The sequence below is a fragment of the Burkholderia sp. AU30280 genome, assembly GCF_020420125.1.
Taxonomy (GTDB): Bacteria; Pseudomonadota; Gammaproteobacteria; order Burkholderiales; family Burkholderiaceae; genus Burkholderia.
Genome location: NZ_JAIZRY010000009.1, coordinates 257,897 through 274,825, shown reverse-complemented (window position 1 = coordinate 274,825; position 16,929 = coordinate 257,897). Strand labels below are relative to the sequence as shown.

The following is a 16,929-nucleotide window of genomic DNA, read 5'->3' as shown; positions in this document are numbered from 1 at the left end:
GAGGCGGGCGAGGTTGGCCCGCCGCGCGCCGGCTGCGTTCAGGTGCATTCCGGCAGGCGGAATTGGCTTTTGGAAACTGAAAACTGTTGACAATGTGCCGGGCCGAGGGGTATAGAAGGACCATTCGCCGACATGGCGCCCTCGTTCTCTACCGCAGCCTTGCTGCCTGCCCGACCATGACAGCCCCGAACGCGCTCAGCGCCATCGAACTCCTGCAAAGCCAGTCGCTCGCGATGATCGTCCAGGACATGCTCGAGCGCGCGATCGTCTCCGGCGAATACGCCCCCGGCGAGAAGCTCAACGAAGTCGAGATCGCGACCAAGCTGAACGTGTCGCGCGGCCCCGTGCGCGAAGCATTCCGCGCGCTCGAACAGGCCGGCCTGCTGCACAACGAGAAGAACCGCGGCGTGACCGTGCGCATCGTGCCGCTGCGCGAGGCCGAGGAGATCTACGAAGTGCGCGCGATGCTCGACGAGTCGGTCGCGCGGGCACTCGCAAAGCGCATCTCGCCCGACACGCTGAAGGTGCTGAAGGGTATCGTCCAGGCGATGAAGGGCGCCGCGAAGACGCACAACGTCACGCGCTACACCGAGTTGAACGTGCAGTTCCACGACGCGATGGTCGTCGGTGTCGGCAATACGCACCTCACCGATACCTACCGCCGGCTCGTGCGCCAGCTCGGCCTGCTGCGCCAGGCTGCGATCGAGGCCGAGGAGGATGCGATCGCGGTGTCCGCGGCCGAGCACGACAAGATCGTGCAGGCGCTCGCGGGTGGCGACGAAGAGCAGGCCGTCGCGCTGGTGCGCGAGCACGTCGCGCACGGACTCGCGCGGATGCGCCGCACGCATGAACAGGGGCTGCCGGCAGCAGGCAAGGCGGCGCGGGAGAAAACCGTGCGCGCGTAAGCGCCCGGCAATGCCCGCGCGGGTCGCCGCGCACGACACAAAGCAAAGGGACGCTTTTCGGCGTCCCTTTGTTATTGCATCGTCACGCCTTGTCGGCCTTCCCGGCCGCGCTCGCGAATTTCGCGAGCCACGTATCGACCGACGACGGCCGCCGGCTCCCGTCCTCCGCGCGTTCCTTGCGGCGGATCGCATTGCGCACGACGTGCGCACCGACATAGCGGATCGGCTCCGGCGGGAAAGCCCCGAGCGGGCCGCGCACGATCGGGCTGACGCTTCGGCCAACATCACGCGACGTACGCCCATCGCCTGCAACGTGTCGGCGATTGCCGGGACGGCGCCCGGGATGCCGGCGTCGCCGACATGGCCGATGCCCCCGGCGGGCAACGTCCCGGTTTCGGTGCGCTTGCCTGGATGCGGAATGTAGCCGCGCTTTCCGACCTCCCGATAAAACCGCTTGAAGTCGTCGTTCGAATCATCTTCGCCCCTTGTCCGTGACGGCGCGGCACACGGCGGATGAGTGGAGACCAGCCCTCTTGATGCTACGGTACTTTGCTTTCTGTTCTCTGCATGTTGTTGACAATCTACAAGTCATCCATTGTAATGTCAAACATGGAAAGCACCTCCCTTCGGCGCGACGCGGGCGCCGGCGGCTCTACCCTTCGAACCGAAAGGAATGAACGTCATGAATGAAACGCCTGTATCCGTGGAAGTGAACGGCCGCCGCTACAACTGGATGAGCCGGCCCGTGGTGGTGGTCTGCGTCGATGGCTGCGCATACGAATATCTGGAAGAAGCGGCGGAGGCCGGCGTCGCGCCGTTCCTGCGCACGCTGCTGAAGCCGGGGACGGCGTTCAAGGGCGAGTGCGTGGTGCCGAGCTTCACGAACCCGAACAACCTGTCGATCGTGACGGGCGTGCCGCCGTCGATCCACGGGATAAGCGGCAACTACTTCTACGATCGCGACACCGGTGCCGAGGTGCTGATGAACGATCCGAAGTACCTGGTCGCGCCCACCGTGCTCGCGACCTTCGCGGAGCAAGGCGCGCGTGTCGCGGTCGTCACCGCGAAGGACAAGCTGCGCCGCCTGCTCGGCAAGGGGCTGAAGGGCATCTGCTTCTCGTCGGAAAAGGCCGACGAGGCGAGCGTCGAGGAAAACGGCATCGACAACGTGCTCGAACTGGTCGGCAAGCCGGTGCCGAGCGTGTACAGCGCGGATCTGTCGGAATTCGTGTTCGCGGCCGGCGTGCGCCTGCTCGAGACGCGCCCGATCGACCTGATGTACCTGTCGACGACCGACTACGTGCAGCACAAGTGCGCGCCCGGCACGGAAGGCGCGAACGCGTTCTACGCGATGATGGACACGTACCTGCAGCGCCTCGACGCACTCGGTGCAATCGTCGCGATCACGGCCGACCACGGGATGAACGCGAAGCACGACGACGAAACCGGCGAGCCGAACGTGATCTACCTGCAGGAGCTGTTCGACGAGTGGCTCGGCGAGGAGGCGGCGCGCGTGATCCTGCCGATCACCGATCCGTACGTCGTGCATCACGGCGCGCTCGGTTCTTTTGCGACCGTCTACGTGCCGGCGACGGCTGATGCCGACGCGCTGCGCGCACGGCTCGCCGCGGTCGACGGCATCGAGGTCGTGCTGACGGGCGCCGAGGGTTGCGCGCGCTTCGAGCTGCCGCCGGCGCGGATGGGCGACCTGATCGTGATCTCGAAGCAGGATGTCGTGCTCGGCACGCGCCGTATCAGGCACGACCTGTCGGGGCTCGACGTGCCGCTGCGCTCGCACGGCGGGATCTCCGAGCAGATCGTGCCGCTGATCTTCAGCAAGCCGGTCGCCGGCGACGTCTCGGGCCGCGCGCGGCTGCGCAACTTCGACATCATCGACATCGCGCTCAACCATCTGCAGTGATGCGCACGCATCCGCAAGGGGACACACTCATGAACGCCATTGCGGCATCGACGGACGTCCGCGAGATTCGTCGCGAAGCACTGCGAATCGACGGCGAACGGATTCATCGGGATGCGGTCATCGACGTGCGCAACCCGTACGACGGCTCGCTGGTCGGCACCGTGCCGAAGGCGACACTGGACGACGTGCGGCGTGCCTTCGCGGCCGCGCGTGCATACCGGCCGACGCTCACGCGCCACGATCGGGCCGCGATCCTGCGGCGCGCGGCCGACATCGTGCGCTCGCGCACCGCCGAAATTGCGGCGCTGATCACGGCCGAATCCGGGCTGTGCGTCAAGGACACGACGTACGAAGCCGGCCGCGTGGCCGACGTGCTGACGTTCGGCGCCGGTGAAGTGCTGAAGGACGACGGGCAGATCTTCTCGTGCGACCTGACCCCGCACGGCAAGAAGCGCCGCGTGTACACGCAGCGCGACCCGCTGCTCGGCGTGATTTCGGCGATCACGCCGTTCAACCACCCGATGAACCAGGTCGCGCACAAGATCGTGCCGTCGGTCGCGACCAACAACCGGATCGTCGTGAAGCCGTCGGAAAAGGTGCCGCTGTCGTGCTACCTGTTCGCGGACATCCTGTATGAAGCCGGCCTGCCGCCGCAGATGCTGCAGGTCGTCACCGGCGACCCGCAGGAGATTGCCGACGAGCTGATCACGAACCCGGCGATCGACCTGATCACGTTCACGGGCGGCGTATCGATCGGCAAGTCGATTGCGTCGCGGATGGGCTACCGGCGGGCGGTGCTCGAACTCGGCGGCAACGATCCGATCATCGTGATGGAAGACGCCGATCTCGACGAAGCGAGCACGCTCGCGGTGTCGGGTTCGTATAAAAACTCGGGCCAGCGCTGCACGGCGATCAAGCGGATGCTCGTGCACGAGTCGGTGGCCGATCGCTTCACGGCGCTCGTGGTCGAGAAAACGCGTGCGTGGTCGTACGGCAATCCCGCCGATCCGTCGGTCGACATGGGCACGGTGATCGACGAGGCGGCCGCGAAGTTCTGCGAGCAGCAGGTGAACGATGCGATCGCGCGCGGTGCACGGCTCCTGGTCGGCAACGTGCGCGACGGCGCACTGTATTCGCCGACGGTGATCGACCGCGTGACGCCCGACATGCCGCTCGTGAAACACGAAACCTTCGGCCCGGTGTCGCCGATCATGCGCTTCAGCAACATCGACGAAGCGATCCGGATGTCGAACAGCACCGACTATGCGCTGTCGTCGTCGGTCTGCACGAACCGCTTCGACACCATCACGCGCTTCATCACCGAGCTGGAAGTCGGCAGCGTGAACGTGCGCGAAGTGCCGGGTTACCGGCTCGAACTGACGCCGTTCGGCGGCGTGAAGGATTCGGGGCTCGGCTACAAGGAGGGCGTGCAGGAAGCGATGAAGAGCTTCACGAACACGAAGACGTATTCGTTGCCGTGGTAAGTGGCGTGTCAGCCGCGCGCACCGGTTTCGCAGCCGGTGCGCGCGTTATTCGATCGGCTCATATCGATAGCCGATTTGCGTTTTTGCCGGGCCCCGGCGCGTCGGTAGAATTCGCGGACCTCTCGAACGGCATGCATGTGCCGCGGGAAAATTCCCTCCAATCATTCGGGGTCCGCACCATGAAATTCCTTCGCTCCATCCTGGTCGTTGCCATGCTGCAGGCCGTTTCGGTCACGAGCGCACTGGCTGCCGACGACCTGTCGCAGATCAAGTCGTCCGGCGTGTTCCGGGTCGGTACCGAAGGCACGTACGCGCCGTTCACGTACCACGACGAAACCGGCAAGCTGACGGGCTTCGACGTCGACATCGCGACCGCGATCGCGCAGCGCCTCGGCGTGAAGCCGCAGTTCGTCGAAGGAAAGTGGGACGGGCTGATCGCGGGCCTCGACGTGAACCGCTACGACGCGGTCGTCAATGAGGTGTCGATCACCGATGCGCGCAGGGCGAAATACGATTTCTCGACGCCATACATCACGTCGCGGGCGGTGCTGATCGTGCGCGCGGACAACACGACGATCCGCTCGTTCGACGATCTCAAGGGCAAGAAATCCGCGAACACGCTGACCAGCAATTTCGGCAAGCTCGCGGCCGCGCACGGCGCGGACGTCGTGCCCGTGCAGGGCTTCAACGAATCGATCGACCTGCTGAGCTCGGGGCGCGTCGACGCGACGATCAACGATTCACTGTCGTACCTCGATTTCCGCAAGCACAAGCCCGACGCGAAACTGAAGATCGCGGCGACCGACACGGGGGGCGCGAGCGACGCGTCGGGCGTGCTGCTGCGCAAGGGCAGCCCGGCGCTGGTGGCCGCGATCGACAAGGCGCTCGCGGACATCAAGGCCGACGGCACCTACGCGAAGATCTCGCAGAAGTATTTCGGCCGCGACGTGTCGCAGCCGTGACGCGAGGCTGAACGATGCCGGCCTGGCTTCACCTGATGGCGGAATCGCTGCGGCCCCTGCTCTTCGCGGGGCTCGTGTTCACGGTGCCGCTCACGCTCGCGTCGTTCGCGATCGGCCTGCTGCTCGCATTCGGCGCGGCGCTCACGCGGCTGTTCGGGCCGCGCTGGGCGCAAGCCGCCGTGCGTTTCTACATCTGGCTGTTTCGCGGTTCGCCGCTGCTCGTGCAGCTGTTCGTGATCTTCTACGGCTTGCCGAGCGTCGGTATCGTGCTCGATCCGCTGACGGCCGCCGTGATCGGCTTCTCGCTGAACGTCGGCGCGTACAACGCCGAGGTGATCCGCGGCGTGATCGAATCGATTCCGAAGGGGCAGTGGGAAGCCGCGTACTCGATGGCGATGACGCGGCCGCAGGCGCTGCGCCGCGCGATCCTGCCGCAGGCGGCGCGCGTCGCGCTGCCGGCACTGTCGAATTCGTTCATTTCGCTCGTGAAGGACACATCGCTCGCGGCCGTGCTGACCGTGCCGGAGATCTTCCAGGCCGCGCAGCGGATCGCGGCCGTGACCTACGAGCCGATGATTCTCTATACGGAAGCCGCGCTGATCTACCTGCTGCTCAGCTCGGTGCTGTCGACGCTGCAGCGTCGCCTCGAAATTCGCTTCGGTCGTCACGCGCTGTTCCAGGCGGAGTGGCGATGATCCGGCTCGAGCGCATCGACAAGTCGTTTGGCGCGCATCGTGTGTTGCACGGGATCGACCTCGCGTTGCAGCCCGGCAGCGTGACGGCGCTGATCGGGCCATCCGGTAGCGGCAAGAGCACGCTGCTGCGTTGCGTGAACCTGCTCGAAGTGCCCGAGGCTGGCGCGCTGACGGTCGGCGACGCACGCATCGACTTCTCGCCGTTGTACCGGCCGGCGCGCGACGCCGTGTTCGCCGTGCGCCGCCAGACCGGCATGGTGTTTCAGAACTTCCAGCTGTTTCCGCACCTGAGTGTCGTGCAGAACGTGATGGAAGGGCTCGTCACCGTGCAGCGCTGGCCGCGTGAGCGGGCCCGCGAACGCGCGCTCGCGCTGCTCGAGAAGGTCGGCATCGCGGACAAGGCCGACGCGTGGCCCGGCACGCTGTCGGGCGGCCAGCAGCAGCGCGTTGCGATCGCACGTGCGCTCGCGCCGTCGCCGCAGGTGCTGTTGTGCGACGAGCCGACGTCGGCACTCGATCCGGAGTTGTCCGTCGAAGTGGTCGAGGTGCTGCGCCAGCTTGCACGCGAAGGCACGACGATGCTGATGGCCACCCACGACCTGCGCCTGGCCGCGTCGATCGCGCACGACGCGGTGTTTCTCGCGGAGGGGCGCGTCGTCGAAGCCGGTGCATCGCGCGACCTGTTCGGCGACCCGCGCGATCCGCGCACCGCGAAGTTCATCTCGACGCTTGCGCAGGGCGTGCCGGTGTTCTGACGCGACAGGCAAAAAACAGCACGCGGTACAGCGGGCGTCAACCTTGCCCTGGCCCGTCGAGCACCGCCGCGACGATTGCCTCCGGCGCATCTTCCTGCACCAGGTGGCCTGCGCGGGGCACCCGGATCAGCGTGCCGCTTGCGATGCGATCAGCCAGCGCCTGCCCCTGTTCAAGCGGAATCCACGCGTCGTCCTCGCCCCACACGATGCGCACCGGAAAGTCCGGCGGCGCGTAACGAGCCTCGGCTTCCTCGATGTAGCACTGGCGCATCTGCGCGATCTGGCGATAGAACGCGGCCTGACCGGCAGGCGTGAGCCACGGCGCACGGTAGATCGACAGCGCTTCGTCGCTCAGCGGCCGGGCGACCGCATGGCCGAGATAGGCCGACACGAGCGCGTGATGCGCATACGCAGGCAATCCGGTGAAGGCGGCTTCGTGCTGCGCGACGTGGCGCACGAACGGCGAACCCTGCGGCGCGATCGCGACCGGATTCACGAGCGTGAGGTCCGCATACGCGACGCCGTCGAGGAAGTGCGCACGCAGCACGGTTGCGCCGCCGTAGTCGTGCGCGAGCACGCGCGGGCGTGAGATTTTCCACGCGTCGAGCATCGAGGCGAACAGCCTGTTCTGGCGGCCGAGCGACACGTCCGCGTCCGGCATGTCGGATTGACCGTAGCCGAGCAGGTCGTAGAAGAACACGCGATGACGTCGCGCGAGCCACGGTGCGATCCGGCGCCACACCTGCGACGAAAACGGCGTGCCGTGCACGAGCACGAGCGGCGGGCCTTCGCCGAGCGTTCCCCAGGCAATCCGGTGTCCTTCGAAAATGAAGCGATTGGCGAGTTCGAGCATCGGCCTCTCCGTGCTAACCTGTTTTGGTTGTTAACAGGTTACTCAGGATTGCCCGGACGTGAAACCGACAGGTGCAAATAAATGGTTACTCGAAACGAACCCGCGCGACCCGCGCACGAATGGGGTGCGGCCGATTTCGTCGGCGGCCATCCGGCGCTCGACTTCCTCAACACGGTGGCCGACACGGGCAAGACCCGCGACGCGGACAAGCTCGTCGACTGGCCGGCCGTGCATGCGTGGGCGCAACGATCGGGGCTGGTGGCGCCAGCCGATCTGTCGCGGTTTCTGCGTCATGCACGGCAGGACGACGCGGATGCGCTGGCGGCGCTGCATCGCTTTCGCGAGGATGCTTACACCGCGATCGCGCACCAGACGGCCGGAGGCGGCGGCATGGCCGGCGCGCGCGCGGCGGACCGGCTCGCTGTCGCGATTCGCGACGCGATCGGGCGCAGCGCGTTCGAGGCGGTCGACGACCGGTTCGCGTGGCGGCCCGACGCGCGCGCTTCGTCGCGCTGGGTCGATGCGGCCGCACTCGGCTTCGAGCAGCTGCTGCGCAGCGACGACTTCGCGCGCGTGCGGCAGTGCGGCCGGTGCACGTGGTTCTTCGTCGATCGCGGCCGCGGCGTCGGGCGCCGCTGGTGCGACATGCGCACGTGCGGGAACCGCGCGAAGGTAGAGGCGTTCAGGGAGCGGTGACGCGCGCGTCGTGACGGTGGTCGCGCCACACGATGCGCGGCCGGCGCGCGAGCGTCATGGGGCGGCTTCGTGCGCGGGGTGTTCCGGCCACAGCGTCACGGCGATGAACAGCCCGGCCGCGAGGAATGGTGCGCCGATCGCGAACAGGATGGCCGCGAGGCCCCAGCGATCCCAGAAGCGGTCGACGACCGCGCGTTCGGGTGTGACGGGGTCGTACAGCACGTTGACCGCTTCGCCTTCGCGCAGGCCCGGATGCGATGACGCCGAACCCTGGGCGAACGTGATCTGGCGTCCGCTGTCGGTCGTGAACGCGACGATCGCCGAATACAGCGACGTGCGCGATCGGGACGCGCGCGCGTTTTCCGCGATCTCGACGACATGGCCGGTCGAACGCGCGTAGTGATGGGCGATCTGCCACTGACGCAGGCCGGCCGCACCGGCGCCGGCGACGAAGCCCGTGCCGATCGCGATCGGAATCAGCGCGATTGCGATATCCCAGCGTCTTCGCGCGTGCTTGCGGGCGGCGCGGGCCGGTGGTGGTTCGGATGACCGGCGGCGGCGCCCGCCGACGATCAGGAGGCCGCCGATCGCAAACGATGCGACGGCGAGCAGCGCCGCCACGGCGGCCGGAAACCAGCGTTGCGCGAAATCGTCGATCAGTGCGGGGCGTTCGGGATGGCTGGGGTCGAGCCATACCTCGACGTTCTCGCCGATGTCGTAGGCGGGGACGGTCGAGGCGGTATTGCCGGCGATTTCGCGACGCTGGCCGTCGTTCGCGAGGTACGCGACGATCGGCCGGTACGCGCGCATCGCGTCGCTGTCCTGGACGATGCGCACGACCGTGCCCGGTGTACGGACCAGCTGGCCGGTCGCTTGGCCCGCCGTGACGGCGAGCATGCCGGCCAGCACGAGCAGCACGACGCCGAGCGCCATGGCGACGAGCGCGTCCTTACCCGCCATGACCGGATCCGGTTCGTGCGTCGCACTGCGGATGCCGGCGTGATCGTGGCGGTGGCGTGTCCCGACGGACTCGCCGATATCGGCGCAACCAGGCTCTCTGAATGGTCGCGTCTCGGTTCCATGCTTCCATGTCTGACGTCCCATGTTCTCTCAGTGCCGGCGGGCAAACGGCAGTGCCTGCGCCGGTCGTGTGATATTTGTCGGACGATTCTAGCGGAAACGATGCGGAACAGGCGGGCGGTGGCGTACTGCGACAGGGCGCGCGACGAGTGCGGCGGGCGGAAAAGGAAAAAGCCCGGTTAGCTTTCGCTAACCGGGCTTCGGAATTCCTGGTGGGGCGTGAGTGACTCGAACACTCGACCTACGGATTAAGAGTCCGCTGCTCTACCAACTGAGCTAACGCCCCCAACAGAAGAAAGATTATGCCTGGGTATTTCGGACCTTGCAAGCCCTTTCTGCGAATTTCCTGAAAATATTTCGTCACGACAACCGCGGCTGTCGGTCCGATAACGAGCGATCGGAGATTCCGCGCTCCCGGTATGATGACGCCACACGTGTTGCGCGGCGGTCGCGCAACGCTTTCTGGGCTTTCGAAGATGGACGAAAACGCAGTCCGCGAATTGCTGGATCGCCTGCTGGCCCCCTGGGTCCGCTCGCTCGGTCTGGTCCCCATGTCGATCGGCGACGACAGCGTCACGCTGCGCCTGCCGTTTTCCGGCGAATTCCGTCATTCAGGCGGCGTGATCTGCGGCCAGGTGTTCACGGCGGCCGCCGACACCGCGATGGTGGTCGCGATCTCGGCCGCGCTCGGCGAGTTCCGGCCGATGACGACCGTGTCGTTGAACACGAACTTCATGCGGCCCGTGCGCAAGGGCGACGTGCTCGTCACCGCGCGCGTGCTGCGGATGGGCCGCAACCTCGTATTCGGCGAAGTCGAGCTGTTCGACGAAGACGGCAAGATGGCCGTCCACGCGACGTCGACTTACGCGCTCGTCAGCTGAGCGGCGCGATGTTCGACCAGATCGTCTTTGCGGGCGGCGGCAATCGCTGCTGGTGGCAGGCCGGCTTCTGGGACGTCGCCCAGCCGGCGCTCGGCCTGCGCCCGCGCGTGATCACCGGCATCTCGGCCGGCGCGGCGACCGCGTGCATGCTGTATACGCGCGACGCCGCATGGGTGATGCGTTATTACGAAGAGGCGCTGCGCCACAACCGGAAGAACGCGTACTGGGGCAACCTGTTCGGGCGCGAGCCCGTGTTTCCGCATTACCGGATTTACCGTCAGGCGCTGCTCGACATCTACGGCGAGCCGTTCGCGAAGCTTGCCGTGGCGCCGGAGATCCGCATCGGGGTGTCGCACGTGCCGCGCTGGCTCGGCGCGCGCAGCGCAGTGGCCGCCGGCCTCGTCGCGTACAACATCGAGAAGTACGTGCGCAAGACGCTGCACCCGACGCTCGGGCGCACGCTCGGCTTTCGGCCCGAATTCGTGCGCGCGCAGGCCTGCACGCGAGTCGACGAACTCGCCGACCTGATCCTGCAGTCATCCTGTACGCCGCCGTTCACGCCGGTGCTGCGTCGCGATGGCCGGCCCGTGCTCGACGGCGGGATGGTCGACAACGTGCCGGTCGACGCGCTCGACCCGACACCGGGCGATGTGCTGGTGCTCGTCACGCGGCTGTACCCGCGCCCGCAGATGTTCACGGTCGCGCACGGCGAGCAGCGGCGGCTGTACGTCCAGCCGTCGAGCAAGGTGCCGATTTCGAGTTGGGATTACACGAGCCCGTCGCAGATGCGGCATGCGTACGACCTCGGGCGGCGCGACGGCGAGCATTTCCTCACGCGCGTCGGCGCGATGACGGGCGGCCGCGCGGCCGCCTGAAGACGGGAGGCAGGAAGCGGGGCCGTGCTCAGCGCACGCGGCGCGGCGTCAGTGCTTCCGGATTGACGACGCTCGACATGTCGCCCTGGTCGAACGCCAGGATGTTCCTGAACGCCGCGCTGAAGTAGAGCTCGTAGCTCTCGCGCTCGACATAGCCGATGTGCGGCGTGCAGATCACGTTTTCCATCCGCAGCAGGCTGTAGCCCTGCAGGATCGGCTCGCTCTCGAACACATCGATCGCGACCATCCCCGGACGGTTGTGCGACAGCGCGTTGACCAGTGCATTTTCCTCGAGCAGTTCGGCGCGGCTCGTGTTGACGAGCAGCGACGTCGGCTTCATCCGCATCAGGTCTTCCTGCTTCACGATCCCGCGCGTGTCGTCATGCATGCGCAGGTGCAGCGACAGCACGTCGCTCTGCTCGAACAGCGCTTCACGGCTTTCGGCGGCCGTATAGCCGTCGGCCCGCGCGGCCTCGAGCGAATGCTCGCGGCCCCAGATCAGCACGTTCATCCCGAATGCCTTGCCGTAGCCGGCGACGAGCCGGCCAATCTTGCCGTAGCCCCAGATGCCGAGCGTCTGGCCGCGCAGCACCTGACCGAGGCCGAAGTTCGGCGGCATGGCCGACGTCTTCAGGCCCGACTGCTGCCAGGCGCCCTGCTTCAGGTTCGCGACGTACTGCGGAATGCGGCGCTGGGCGGCCATCACGAGCGCCCAGGTCAGCTCGGCGGGCGCAACCGGCGAACCCGTGCCTTCGAGCACCGCGATGCCGCGGTCGGTACAGGCTTCGAGATCGATGTGGCTCGAAATGCGGCCGGTCTGGCTGATCATGCGCAGGTTCGGCAGCTTGGCGAGCAGTTGCGACGAAATCGGGGTCCGTTCGCGAATCAGCACGAGCGCCTCGACTTCCGCCAGGCGGCTCGCGAGTTGTCCCAATCCGCGCACCGTATTGTTGAAGACCTTCACGTCGTGGTCGGCAAGCAGCTCGAAGCAGTTCAGCTTGCGGACGGCGTCCTGGTAGTCGTCGAGGATGGCAATTTTCATGGTGAGCGGGTGTCGCGCGTTGAAAGCGGCGGTGGCGGCGGCGCACGTCGCGCACCCGTTCCGCCCGGCCGGGGCCGACATGATGCTACGTCGGCTGCCTTCATGGTGTCTTTTTAACAGGTTGTTACGCTCCGCCGCAATCGGCGTCAGCCTGACCCGGAGCCGCTCGCGCGACGGGCGGAAGGGTGCGCTGTTGTGTCGCATCAAACACGTCCTTCCTGATTCGGCCGCTTACTCGACGAGGTTCACCCAATTGTTGCTCCAATCAGAATAATTGGATCAACTATCCGCAGAGGGCGAGGATTTTTGACTATTTTTATCGTCAACAGGGGCCTTGTTGAGCAACTCTGCATCATTTCCGCTGTCGTAGGAGAATTACGCATTTGCTTCATCTTTTTGAAGTTGTACTAGCGGCAGGAGTCGTTTATGGATCACTTGCAGTCGATGCGCGTGTTCGTCAAGGTTGCAGATCTCGGCAGTTTCGCGCGGGCCGCGAGCGCAATGGATATCTCCAACGCGGTCGCGACGCGTCACGTCGCCGACCTCGAAGGTCGGCTCGGCACGCGCTTGCTGAACCGCACCACGCGCAGTCTCTCCCTGACGGAGTCGGGCCAGGTCTATCTGGAGCGTGCCCGCCAGATCCTCGATGAGCTCGAGGACGTCGAGCAGATGGTCGTCGCGCGCAATCACGAGCCGGTCGGCACGCTGCGCATCGTCGCGCCGGTCGTGTTCGGCCTGCATAACCTCGCGCCCGTGTTGCAGTCGTACACGGAGAATTTCCCGAAAGTGGTGCCGGATCTCACGCTGGTCGACCGGCAGGTCGATCTCGTCGAGGAGGGCTTCGACGTCGGCATCGTCGTCACGCGCCAGATGCGCAGCGCGAGCATCGTCACGCGGCGCCTGACCACGGGTTGCATGACCGTGTGCGCGACGCCGAGCTATCTGGAGAAGCACGGCGTGCCGACCCATCCGGAGCATCTCGCCGAGCATCCGAGCCTGAGCCTGCCGACCGAATACTGGGGCGACGAGCGTGTGTTCACGGGGCCGGACGGCGAAGTGCGCGTGCGCCCGACCAACGTGATCGTCGCGAACAACACCGCGATGCTGCGCCAGTTCGCGCTGCTCGGGATGGGTGTCGCGATCCTGCCGAGCTACCTGATCGGTGGCGACATCGCGCGTGGCGCGCTCGTGCGGCTGCTGCCGGATTTCCGGCTGCCGCAGGTCGAGATCAACATCGCTTACCCGAGCCGGCGCCATCTGCCGGCGAAGGTGCGCACGTTCATCGACCACCTCGTCGAGCATTTCAGCCACTCGACCGACGCAACGATGGGCGAGCAATGGGCCGCGCAGGGTTCGGTGCTCGCGCCGATCGGGGTCGAGACGCGTGCGGAGCAGCCGGAATCGGCCGACCCGAACCTGTCGCCGCGCCTGCCGCGTTCGCCGCGTACGCGCGTCGCGGTGCCGTCGCCGCTGTAACGGCGCGACGGCCGGGCGGCGGTTGCCGCCGGAAAAAAGAAAAACGCGGATCGAGCAATCGATCCGCGTTTTTTATGGCTGCCTGCCGAAGTTCGGCATGGCCGGGAGAACCCCGGCCGTCAGGCCGTTACGAGCCCGTCTTGCGCGCCGTCGTCTTGCGGGCGGCGGTCTTGCGAGCCGGTGCCGGTTTCTCTTCGGCGCCTTCCGTCACGGTTTCGGCATCTTTCGTCGCCGATTTTGCAGTCTTCTTCGCGGCAGCGGCTTTTGGTTCCTTCTTCTCGAACTCGAAGCCGATCTTGCCGTCGGGCTGCTTCACGAGGAATGCCTTGAAGTTGCGGCCCGTGCGTGACGACTTGAAGTTCGGCAGCAGATCCGTGCGGCCGTCGGCAAGCAGCTTGCCCATCTGCTCGCGCGCGATTTCCTGCTGCAGGATCACCTTGCCCGAGCGGAAGTCGCAGGTCTTCGGGTTGGCCACCGAGTGCTCGCACACGTAGCTCATCCCGTGCTCGAACACGCGGCCCTTGCATTTCGGGCACGCGCCGACCGGCTCCTGCCCGGAGAAGTCGGGCGTCTCGCCTTCCTCCCCGCCAGTGTCCTGGCCGAAGTCGAACTCGAGCTTGTAGTTCTTCGTCTCGTCGTCGAAGGACAGCTTGAGGATCGCCGAGAACGGGCGGCCCATCTTGCTGCGGAAGCCGGACAGCGGGCCGATCGTCTTCTCGCGCAGCAGTTCCTCGACTTCCGCGATCTCGAACTGCCGGCTGCCCGGGATCTTCGAGATCGAGAACTCGCACTTCGTGCACGCGAAACGGCGGTAGTTCTCCTTTACCTGGCCGCCGCAGTTCGGGCACGGTGTCTCGAGCGTCGCGTAATCGCCGGGGATCGTGTCGGAATCGTATTCCTTCGCGCGCTTGACGATCTGCTGCGTCATGCGGGCGATTTCCTGCATGAACGCTTCGCGCCCGAGGTTGCCGCGCTCCATCTGCGACAGCTTGTATTCCCATTCGCCGGTGAGTTCGGGCGCGGTGAGTTCCTTCACGCCGAGCCCGCGCAGCAGCGTCATCAACTGGAATGCCTTCGCGGTCGGGATCAGCTCGCGTCCTTCGCGCACGAGGTACTTCTCGCCGAGCAGGCCTTCGATGATCGCCGCGCGCGTGGCCGGCGTGCCGAGCCCCTTCGCGGCCATTGCCTCGCGCAGTTCGTCGTCCTCGACGAGCTTGCCCGCACCTTCCATCGCGGACAGCAGCGTCGCTTCCGAATAGCGTGCGGGCGGCTTCGTGACGAGGGCGACGGCGGCGATTTCGTCCGTCTTCACCTTCTCGTCCTTCTGCACCGGCACCAGGTTCGCATCCGCGCCTTCGGCGTCGCGGCCGTATACCTGCAGCCAGCCCGGCTCGACGAGCACCTTGCCCTCGGTCTTGAAGTGATGGCCCGCGACTTCGGTGATCCGCGTCGTGACGCGGAACTCGGCGGCCGGGAAGAACACCGCGAGGAAGCGCTTCACGACCATGTCGTACAGCTTCTGCTCCGGCTCGGACAGCGACTTCGGCGCCTGCAGCGTCGGGATGATTGCAAAGTGGTCGCTGATCTTCGAATTGTCGAAGATCCGCTTGTTCGGCTTCACCCAGCCCTTGTCGAGCACCTGCTTCGCATGCGGCAGGTAGTTGTTGCTCTCCTTGAGCATCTCGAGCGTGGACTGGACGGTCGAAAGATAGTCTTCCGGCAGTGCGCGCGCGTCGGTACGCGGGTAGGTCAGCACCTTGTGCTTTTCATACAGTGCCTGCGCGAGGCCGAGCGTGTTCTTCGCGGAGAAGCCGAATCGGCTGTTCGCTTCGCGCTGCAAGCTCGTCAGGTCGAACAGCAGCGGCGACAGTTGCGTCGACGGCTTCGATTCCTCGGAGACCGTGCCGACCTGGTCGCGACACGCGGCGACGATCGTTTCGGCAGCCGGCAGGCTCCACAGGCGGGAGTCGCGCTTTTCCGGATCGAATTCGTCTCGCTTGAATTTCGGGTCGAACCACTTGCCCTCGTAGAAGCCGCCCGCGCAGGCGAATTCGGCCTTCACTTCCCAGTAGTCGCGCGGGATGAAGCGGCGGATTTTCTCTTCGCGTTCGACGACGATCGACAACGTTGGCGTCTGAACGCGGCCAACTGTCGTCAGGAAGAAGCCGCCGCCCTTGCTGTTGAACGCGGTCATCGCGCGGGTGCCGTTGATCCCGACGAGCCAGTCGGCTTCCGAGCGGCAGCGTGCGGCGTCGGCGAGCGGCAGCATGTCCGCGTCGCTGCGCAGGTTCGCGAAGCCGTCGCGGATCGCTTGCGGGGTCATCGACTGCAGCCACAGGCGCTGGACCGGCTGCTTCGCCTTCGCGTGCTGCGCGATCAGGCGGAAAATCAGCTCGCCCTCGCGCCCTGCGTCGCATGCGTTGATCAGGCGGTCGACATCCTTGCGCTTCAATAGCTTGGTGAGCACCTTGAGGCGCGACTCGCTTTTTGCGATCGGGTTCAGGTCGAAATGCGGGGGGATGACGGGCAGATGCGCGAAGCTCCATTTCCCGCGCTTGACCTCGTACTCTTCCGGGGCGGCGATTTCCAGCAGGTGGCCGACAGCGGACGAAAGGACGAAATCGTCGCTCTCGTAATACTCGTCATGCTTGGTAAAGCCGCCCAAAGCGCGTGCGATGTCGTTCGCGACAGAAGGCTTTTCCGCAATGATCAGTGCTTTGGACATGACAGGTGTGTGTTGGTAGACCGGGTTCGCCGGTTGTGGGTCCCTTTTACGACCGCTTTATAGCACACGCCGCAGCGATGGCGGCTCGGCGTGCAAAAAGCGGCTCATCATAGAGGGGGGGCGCAACGGCGGCAAGCGCCCGGCGCGGCGGGGTGCGCAAATACGCGTGAAACCACCGGACCGGCTCGCGAATTCAGGCTTCGACGGTCAGGACGTTGCGCAATTTCGGCGCGTGCGGCGCACCGGGTACCGCGCTCAGGTCGGACAGCATCCGCTCGACGATCGCCGCATGCGGCAGCACCGTGCCGAAGAAGCGGGCGGTGTGGGTGTCTTCGATCAGGATCGTCGGGAAGTTCTCGACGTCGAGATCGTCGAGCTGGTCGGCATGCGTTTCGATGTCGATCCAGGCGAAGCAGGCGTCCGGATGCGCGTCGGCGAGCTGGTCGAAGGCCGTCCGGTAGTCGCGGCACGTGCCGCACCACTCGGCGCACAGGCAGGCGACGAGCAACGTGCCGGGATCGGCGAGGCGCTCGGCGATCCGATCCGCATCGGTGTCGAGATTCAGCGCAGGCATGGGTT

15 protein-coding genes, 1 tRNA gene and 2 pseudogenes are annotated in these 16,929 nt (G+C 66.0%); 10 read left to right on the top strand and 8 right to left on the bottom strand.

Translation table 11 applies throughout. From position 1 onward, the window contains the following. The first annotated feature begins 176 nt into the window (after positions 1-176). Positions 177-905: a phosphonate utilization associated transcriptional regulator gene (locus LGN17_RS22265; protein ID WP_226198667.1), complete on the top strand. Its 729-nt coding sequence runs from the start codon at positions 177-179 to the stop codon at positions 903-905. Between the two features lie 82 nt (positions 906-987). On the opposite strand, the pseudogene LGN17_RS22260 reads toward LGN17_RS22265, so the two are convergent. Both LGN17_RS22260 and LGN17_RS36755 read right to left on the bottom strand, forming a co-directional pair. Next, a pseudogene (locus LGN17_RS22260) lies at positions 988-1,173 on the bottom strand (FAD-dependent oxidoreductase); the annotation flags it as partial. Then, a pseudogene (locus tag LGN17_RS36755) lies at positions 1,170-1,382 on the bottom strand (2-aminoethylphosphonate--pyruvate transaminase); the annotation flags it as partial. The pseudogenes LGN17_RS36755 and LGN17_RS22260, both read right to left, overlap by 4 nt. Before the next feature lie 205 nt (positions 1,383-1,587). On the opposite strand from LGN17_RS36755, the gene phnA reads away from it, so the two are divergent. The 5 genes from phnA to LGN17_RS22235 all read left to right on the top strand — a co-directional run bounded on the left by phnA (position 1,588) and on the right by LGN17_RS22235 (position 6,722). Continuing rightward, positions 1,588-2,826 (top strand): phosphonoacetate hydrolase, encoded by a 1,239-nt coding sequence (gene phnA, locus LGN17_RS22255; RefSeq protein ID WP_226198666.1) that lies wholly within the window; start codon positions 1,588-1,590, stop codon positions 2,824-2,826. A gap of 29 nt (positions 2,827-2,855) precedes the next feature. Continuing rightward, positions 2,856-4,310, top strand: a complete 1,455-nt coding sequence (gene phnY / locus LGN17_RS22250; protein WP_226198665.1) for a phosphonoacetaldehyde dehydrogenase — start codon at positions 2,856-2,858, stop codon at positions 4,308-4,310. A gap of 179 nt (positions 4,311-4,489) precedes the next feature. Then, positions 4,490-5,272: an amino acid ABC transporter substrate-binding protein gene (locus tag LGN17_RS22245; RefSeq protein ID WP_226198664.1), complete on the top strand. Its 783-nt coding sequence runs from the start codon at positions 4,490-4,492 to the stop codon at positions 5,270-5,272. 14 nt (positions 5,273-5,286) lie between these two features. Continuing rightward, a complete protein-coding gene (locus LGN17_RS22240) occupies positions 5,287-5,967 on the top strand; it encodes an amino acid ABC transporter permease (protein ID WP_226198663.1) in 681 nt (226 codons plus the stop codon). Then, a complete protein-coding gene (locus LGN17_RS22235; protein ID WP_226198662.1) occupies positions 5,964-6,722 on the top strand; it encodes an amino acid ABC transporter ATP-binding protein in 759 nt (252 codons plus the stop codon). The genes LGN17_RS22240 and LGN17_RS22235 overlap by 4 nt, the downstream gene beginning before the upstream one ends. A gap of 37 nt (positions 6,723-6,759) precedes the next feature. Here the strand turns inward: LGN17_RS22235 and LGN17_RS22230 are convergent, their stop codons facing one another. Then, positions 6,760-7,575 (bottom strand): alpha/beta fold hydrolase, encoded by an 816-nt coding sequence (locus LGN17_RS22230; protein ID WP_226198661.1) that lies wholly within the window; start codon positions 7,573-7,575, stop codon positions 6,760-6,762. 81 nt (positions 7,576-7,656) lie between these two features. Here LGN17_RS22230 and LGN17_RS22225 point away from each other — a divergent pair, with 81 nt between their 5' ends. Beyond that, complete coding sequence (locus LGN17_RS22225; RefSeq protein ID WP_226198660.1) at positions 7,657-8,271, top strand: CGNR zinc finger domain-containing protein; 615 nt, start codon at positions 7,657-7,659, stop codon at positions 8,269-8,271. Positions 8,272-8,325: 54 nt separating this feature from the next. Here LGN17_RS22225 and LGN17_RS22220 read toward each other — a convergent pair whose 3' ends face one another. Both LGN17_RS22220 and LGN17_RS22215 read right to left on the bottom strand, forming a co-directional pair. Continuing rightward, positions 8,326-9,375, bottom strand: a complete 1,050-nt coding sequence (locus LGN17_RS22220; RefSeq protein ID WP_226198659.1) for a DUF3592 domain-containing protein — start codon at positions 9,373-9,375, stop codon at positions 8,326-8,328. A 186-nt stretch (positions 9,376-9,561) separates the two neighbouring features. Beyond that, a tRNA-Lys gene (locus tag LGN17_RS22215) sits at positions 9,562-9,637 on the bottom strand. Positions 9,638-9,827: 190 nt separating this feature from the next. Between LGN17_RS22215 and LGN17_RS22210 the strand changes: the two genes are divergently transcribed. Together LGN17_RS22210 and LGN17_RS22205 are read left to right on the top strand one after the other, a co-directional pair. Continuing rightward, complete coding sequence (locus tag LGN17_RS22210; protein ID WP_226198658.1) at positions 9,828-10,232, top strand: PaaI family thioesterase; 405 nt, start codon at positions 9,828-9,830, stop codon at positions 10,230-10,232. An 8-nt stretch (positions 10,233-10,240) separates the two neighbouring features. Then, positions 10,241-11,107 carry a patatin-like phospholipase family protein gene (locus LGN17_RS22205; protein ID WP_226198657.1) on the top strand — a complete coding sequence of 289 codons (867 nt, stop codon included), beginning with the start codon at positions 10,241-10,243 and terminating at the stop codon, positions 11,105-11,107. A 28-nt stretch (positions 11,108-11,135) separates the two neighbouring features. Here the strand turns inward: LGN17_RS22205 and LGN17_RS22200 are convergent, their stop codons facing one another. Then, positions 11,136-12,149: a D-2-hydroxyacid dehydrogenase family protein gene (locus LGN17_RS22200; protein WP_226198656.1), complete on the bottom strand. Its 1,014-nt coding sequence runs from the start codon at positions 12,147-12,149 to the stop codon at positions 11,136-11,138. Positions 12,150-12,575: 426 nt separating this feature from the next. Here LGN17_RS22200 and LGN17_RS22195 point away from each other — a divergent pair, with 426 nt between their 5' ends. Continuing rightward, positions 12,576-13,625, top strand: a complete 1,050-nt coding sequence (locus LGN17_RS22195) for a LysR family transcriptional regulator (RefSeq protein WP_226198655.1) — start codon at positions 12,576-12,578, stop codon at positions 13,623-13,625. Between the two features lie 127 nt (positions 13,626-13,752). Here LGN17_RS22195 and LGN17_RS22190 read toward each other — a convergent pair whose 3' ends face one another. Further along, the gene (locus LGN17_RS22190; protein ID WP_226198654.1) at positions 13,753-16,350 is read right to left on the bottom strand and encodes a DNA topoisomerase III; all 2,598 of its coding nucleotides are present in this window, start codon (positions 16,348-16,350) and stop codon (positions 13,753-13,755) included. Positions 16,351-16,543: 193 nt separating this feature from the next. Continuing rightward, entirely contained in the window at positions 16,544-16,924 is a 381-nt protein-coding gene (locus tag LGN17_RS22185; protein ID WP_021159864.1) for a thioredoxin family protein, read from the bottom strand. Positions 16,925-16,929 lie beyond the last annotated feature (5 nt).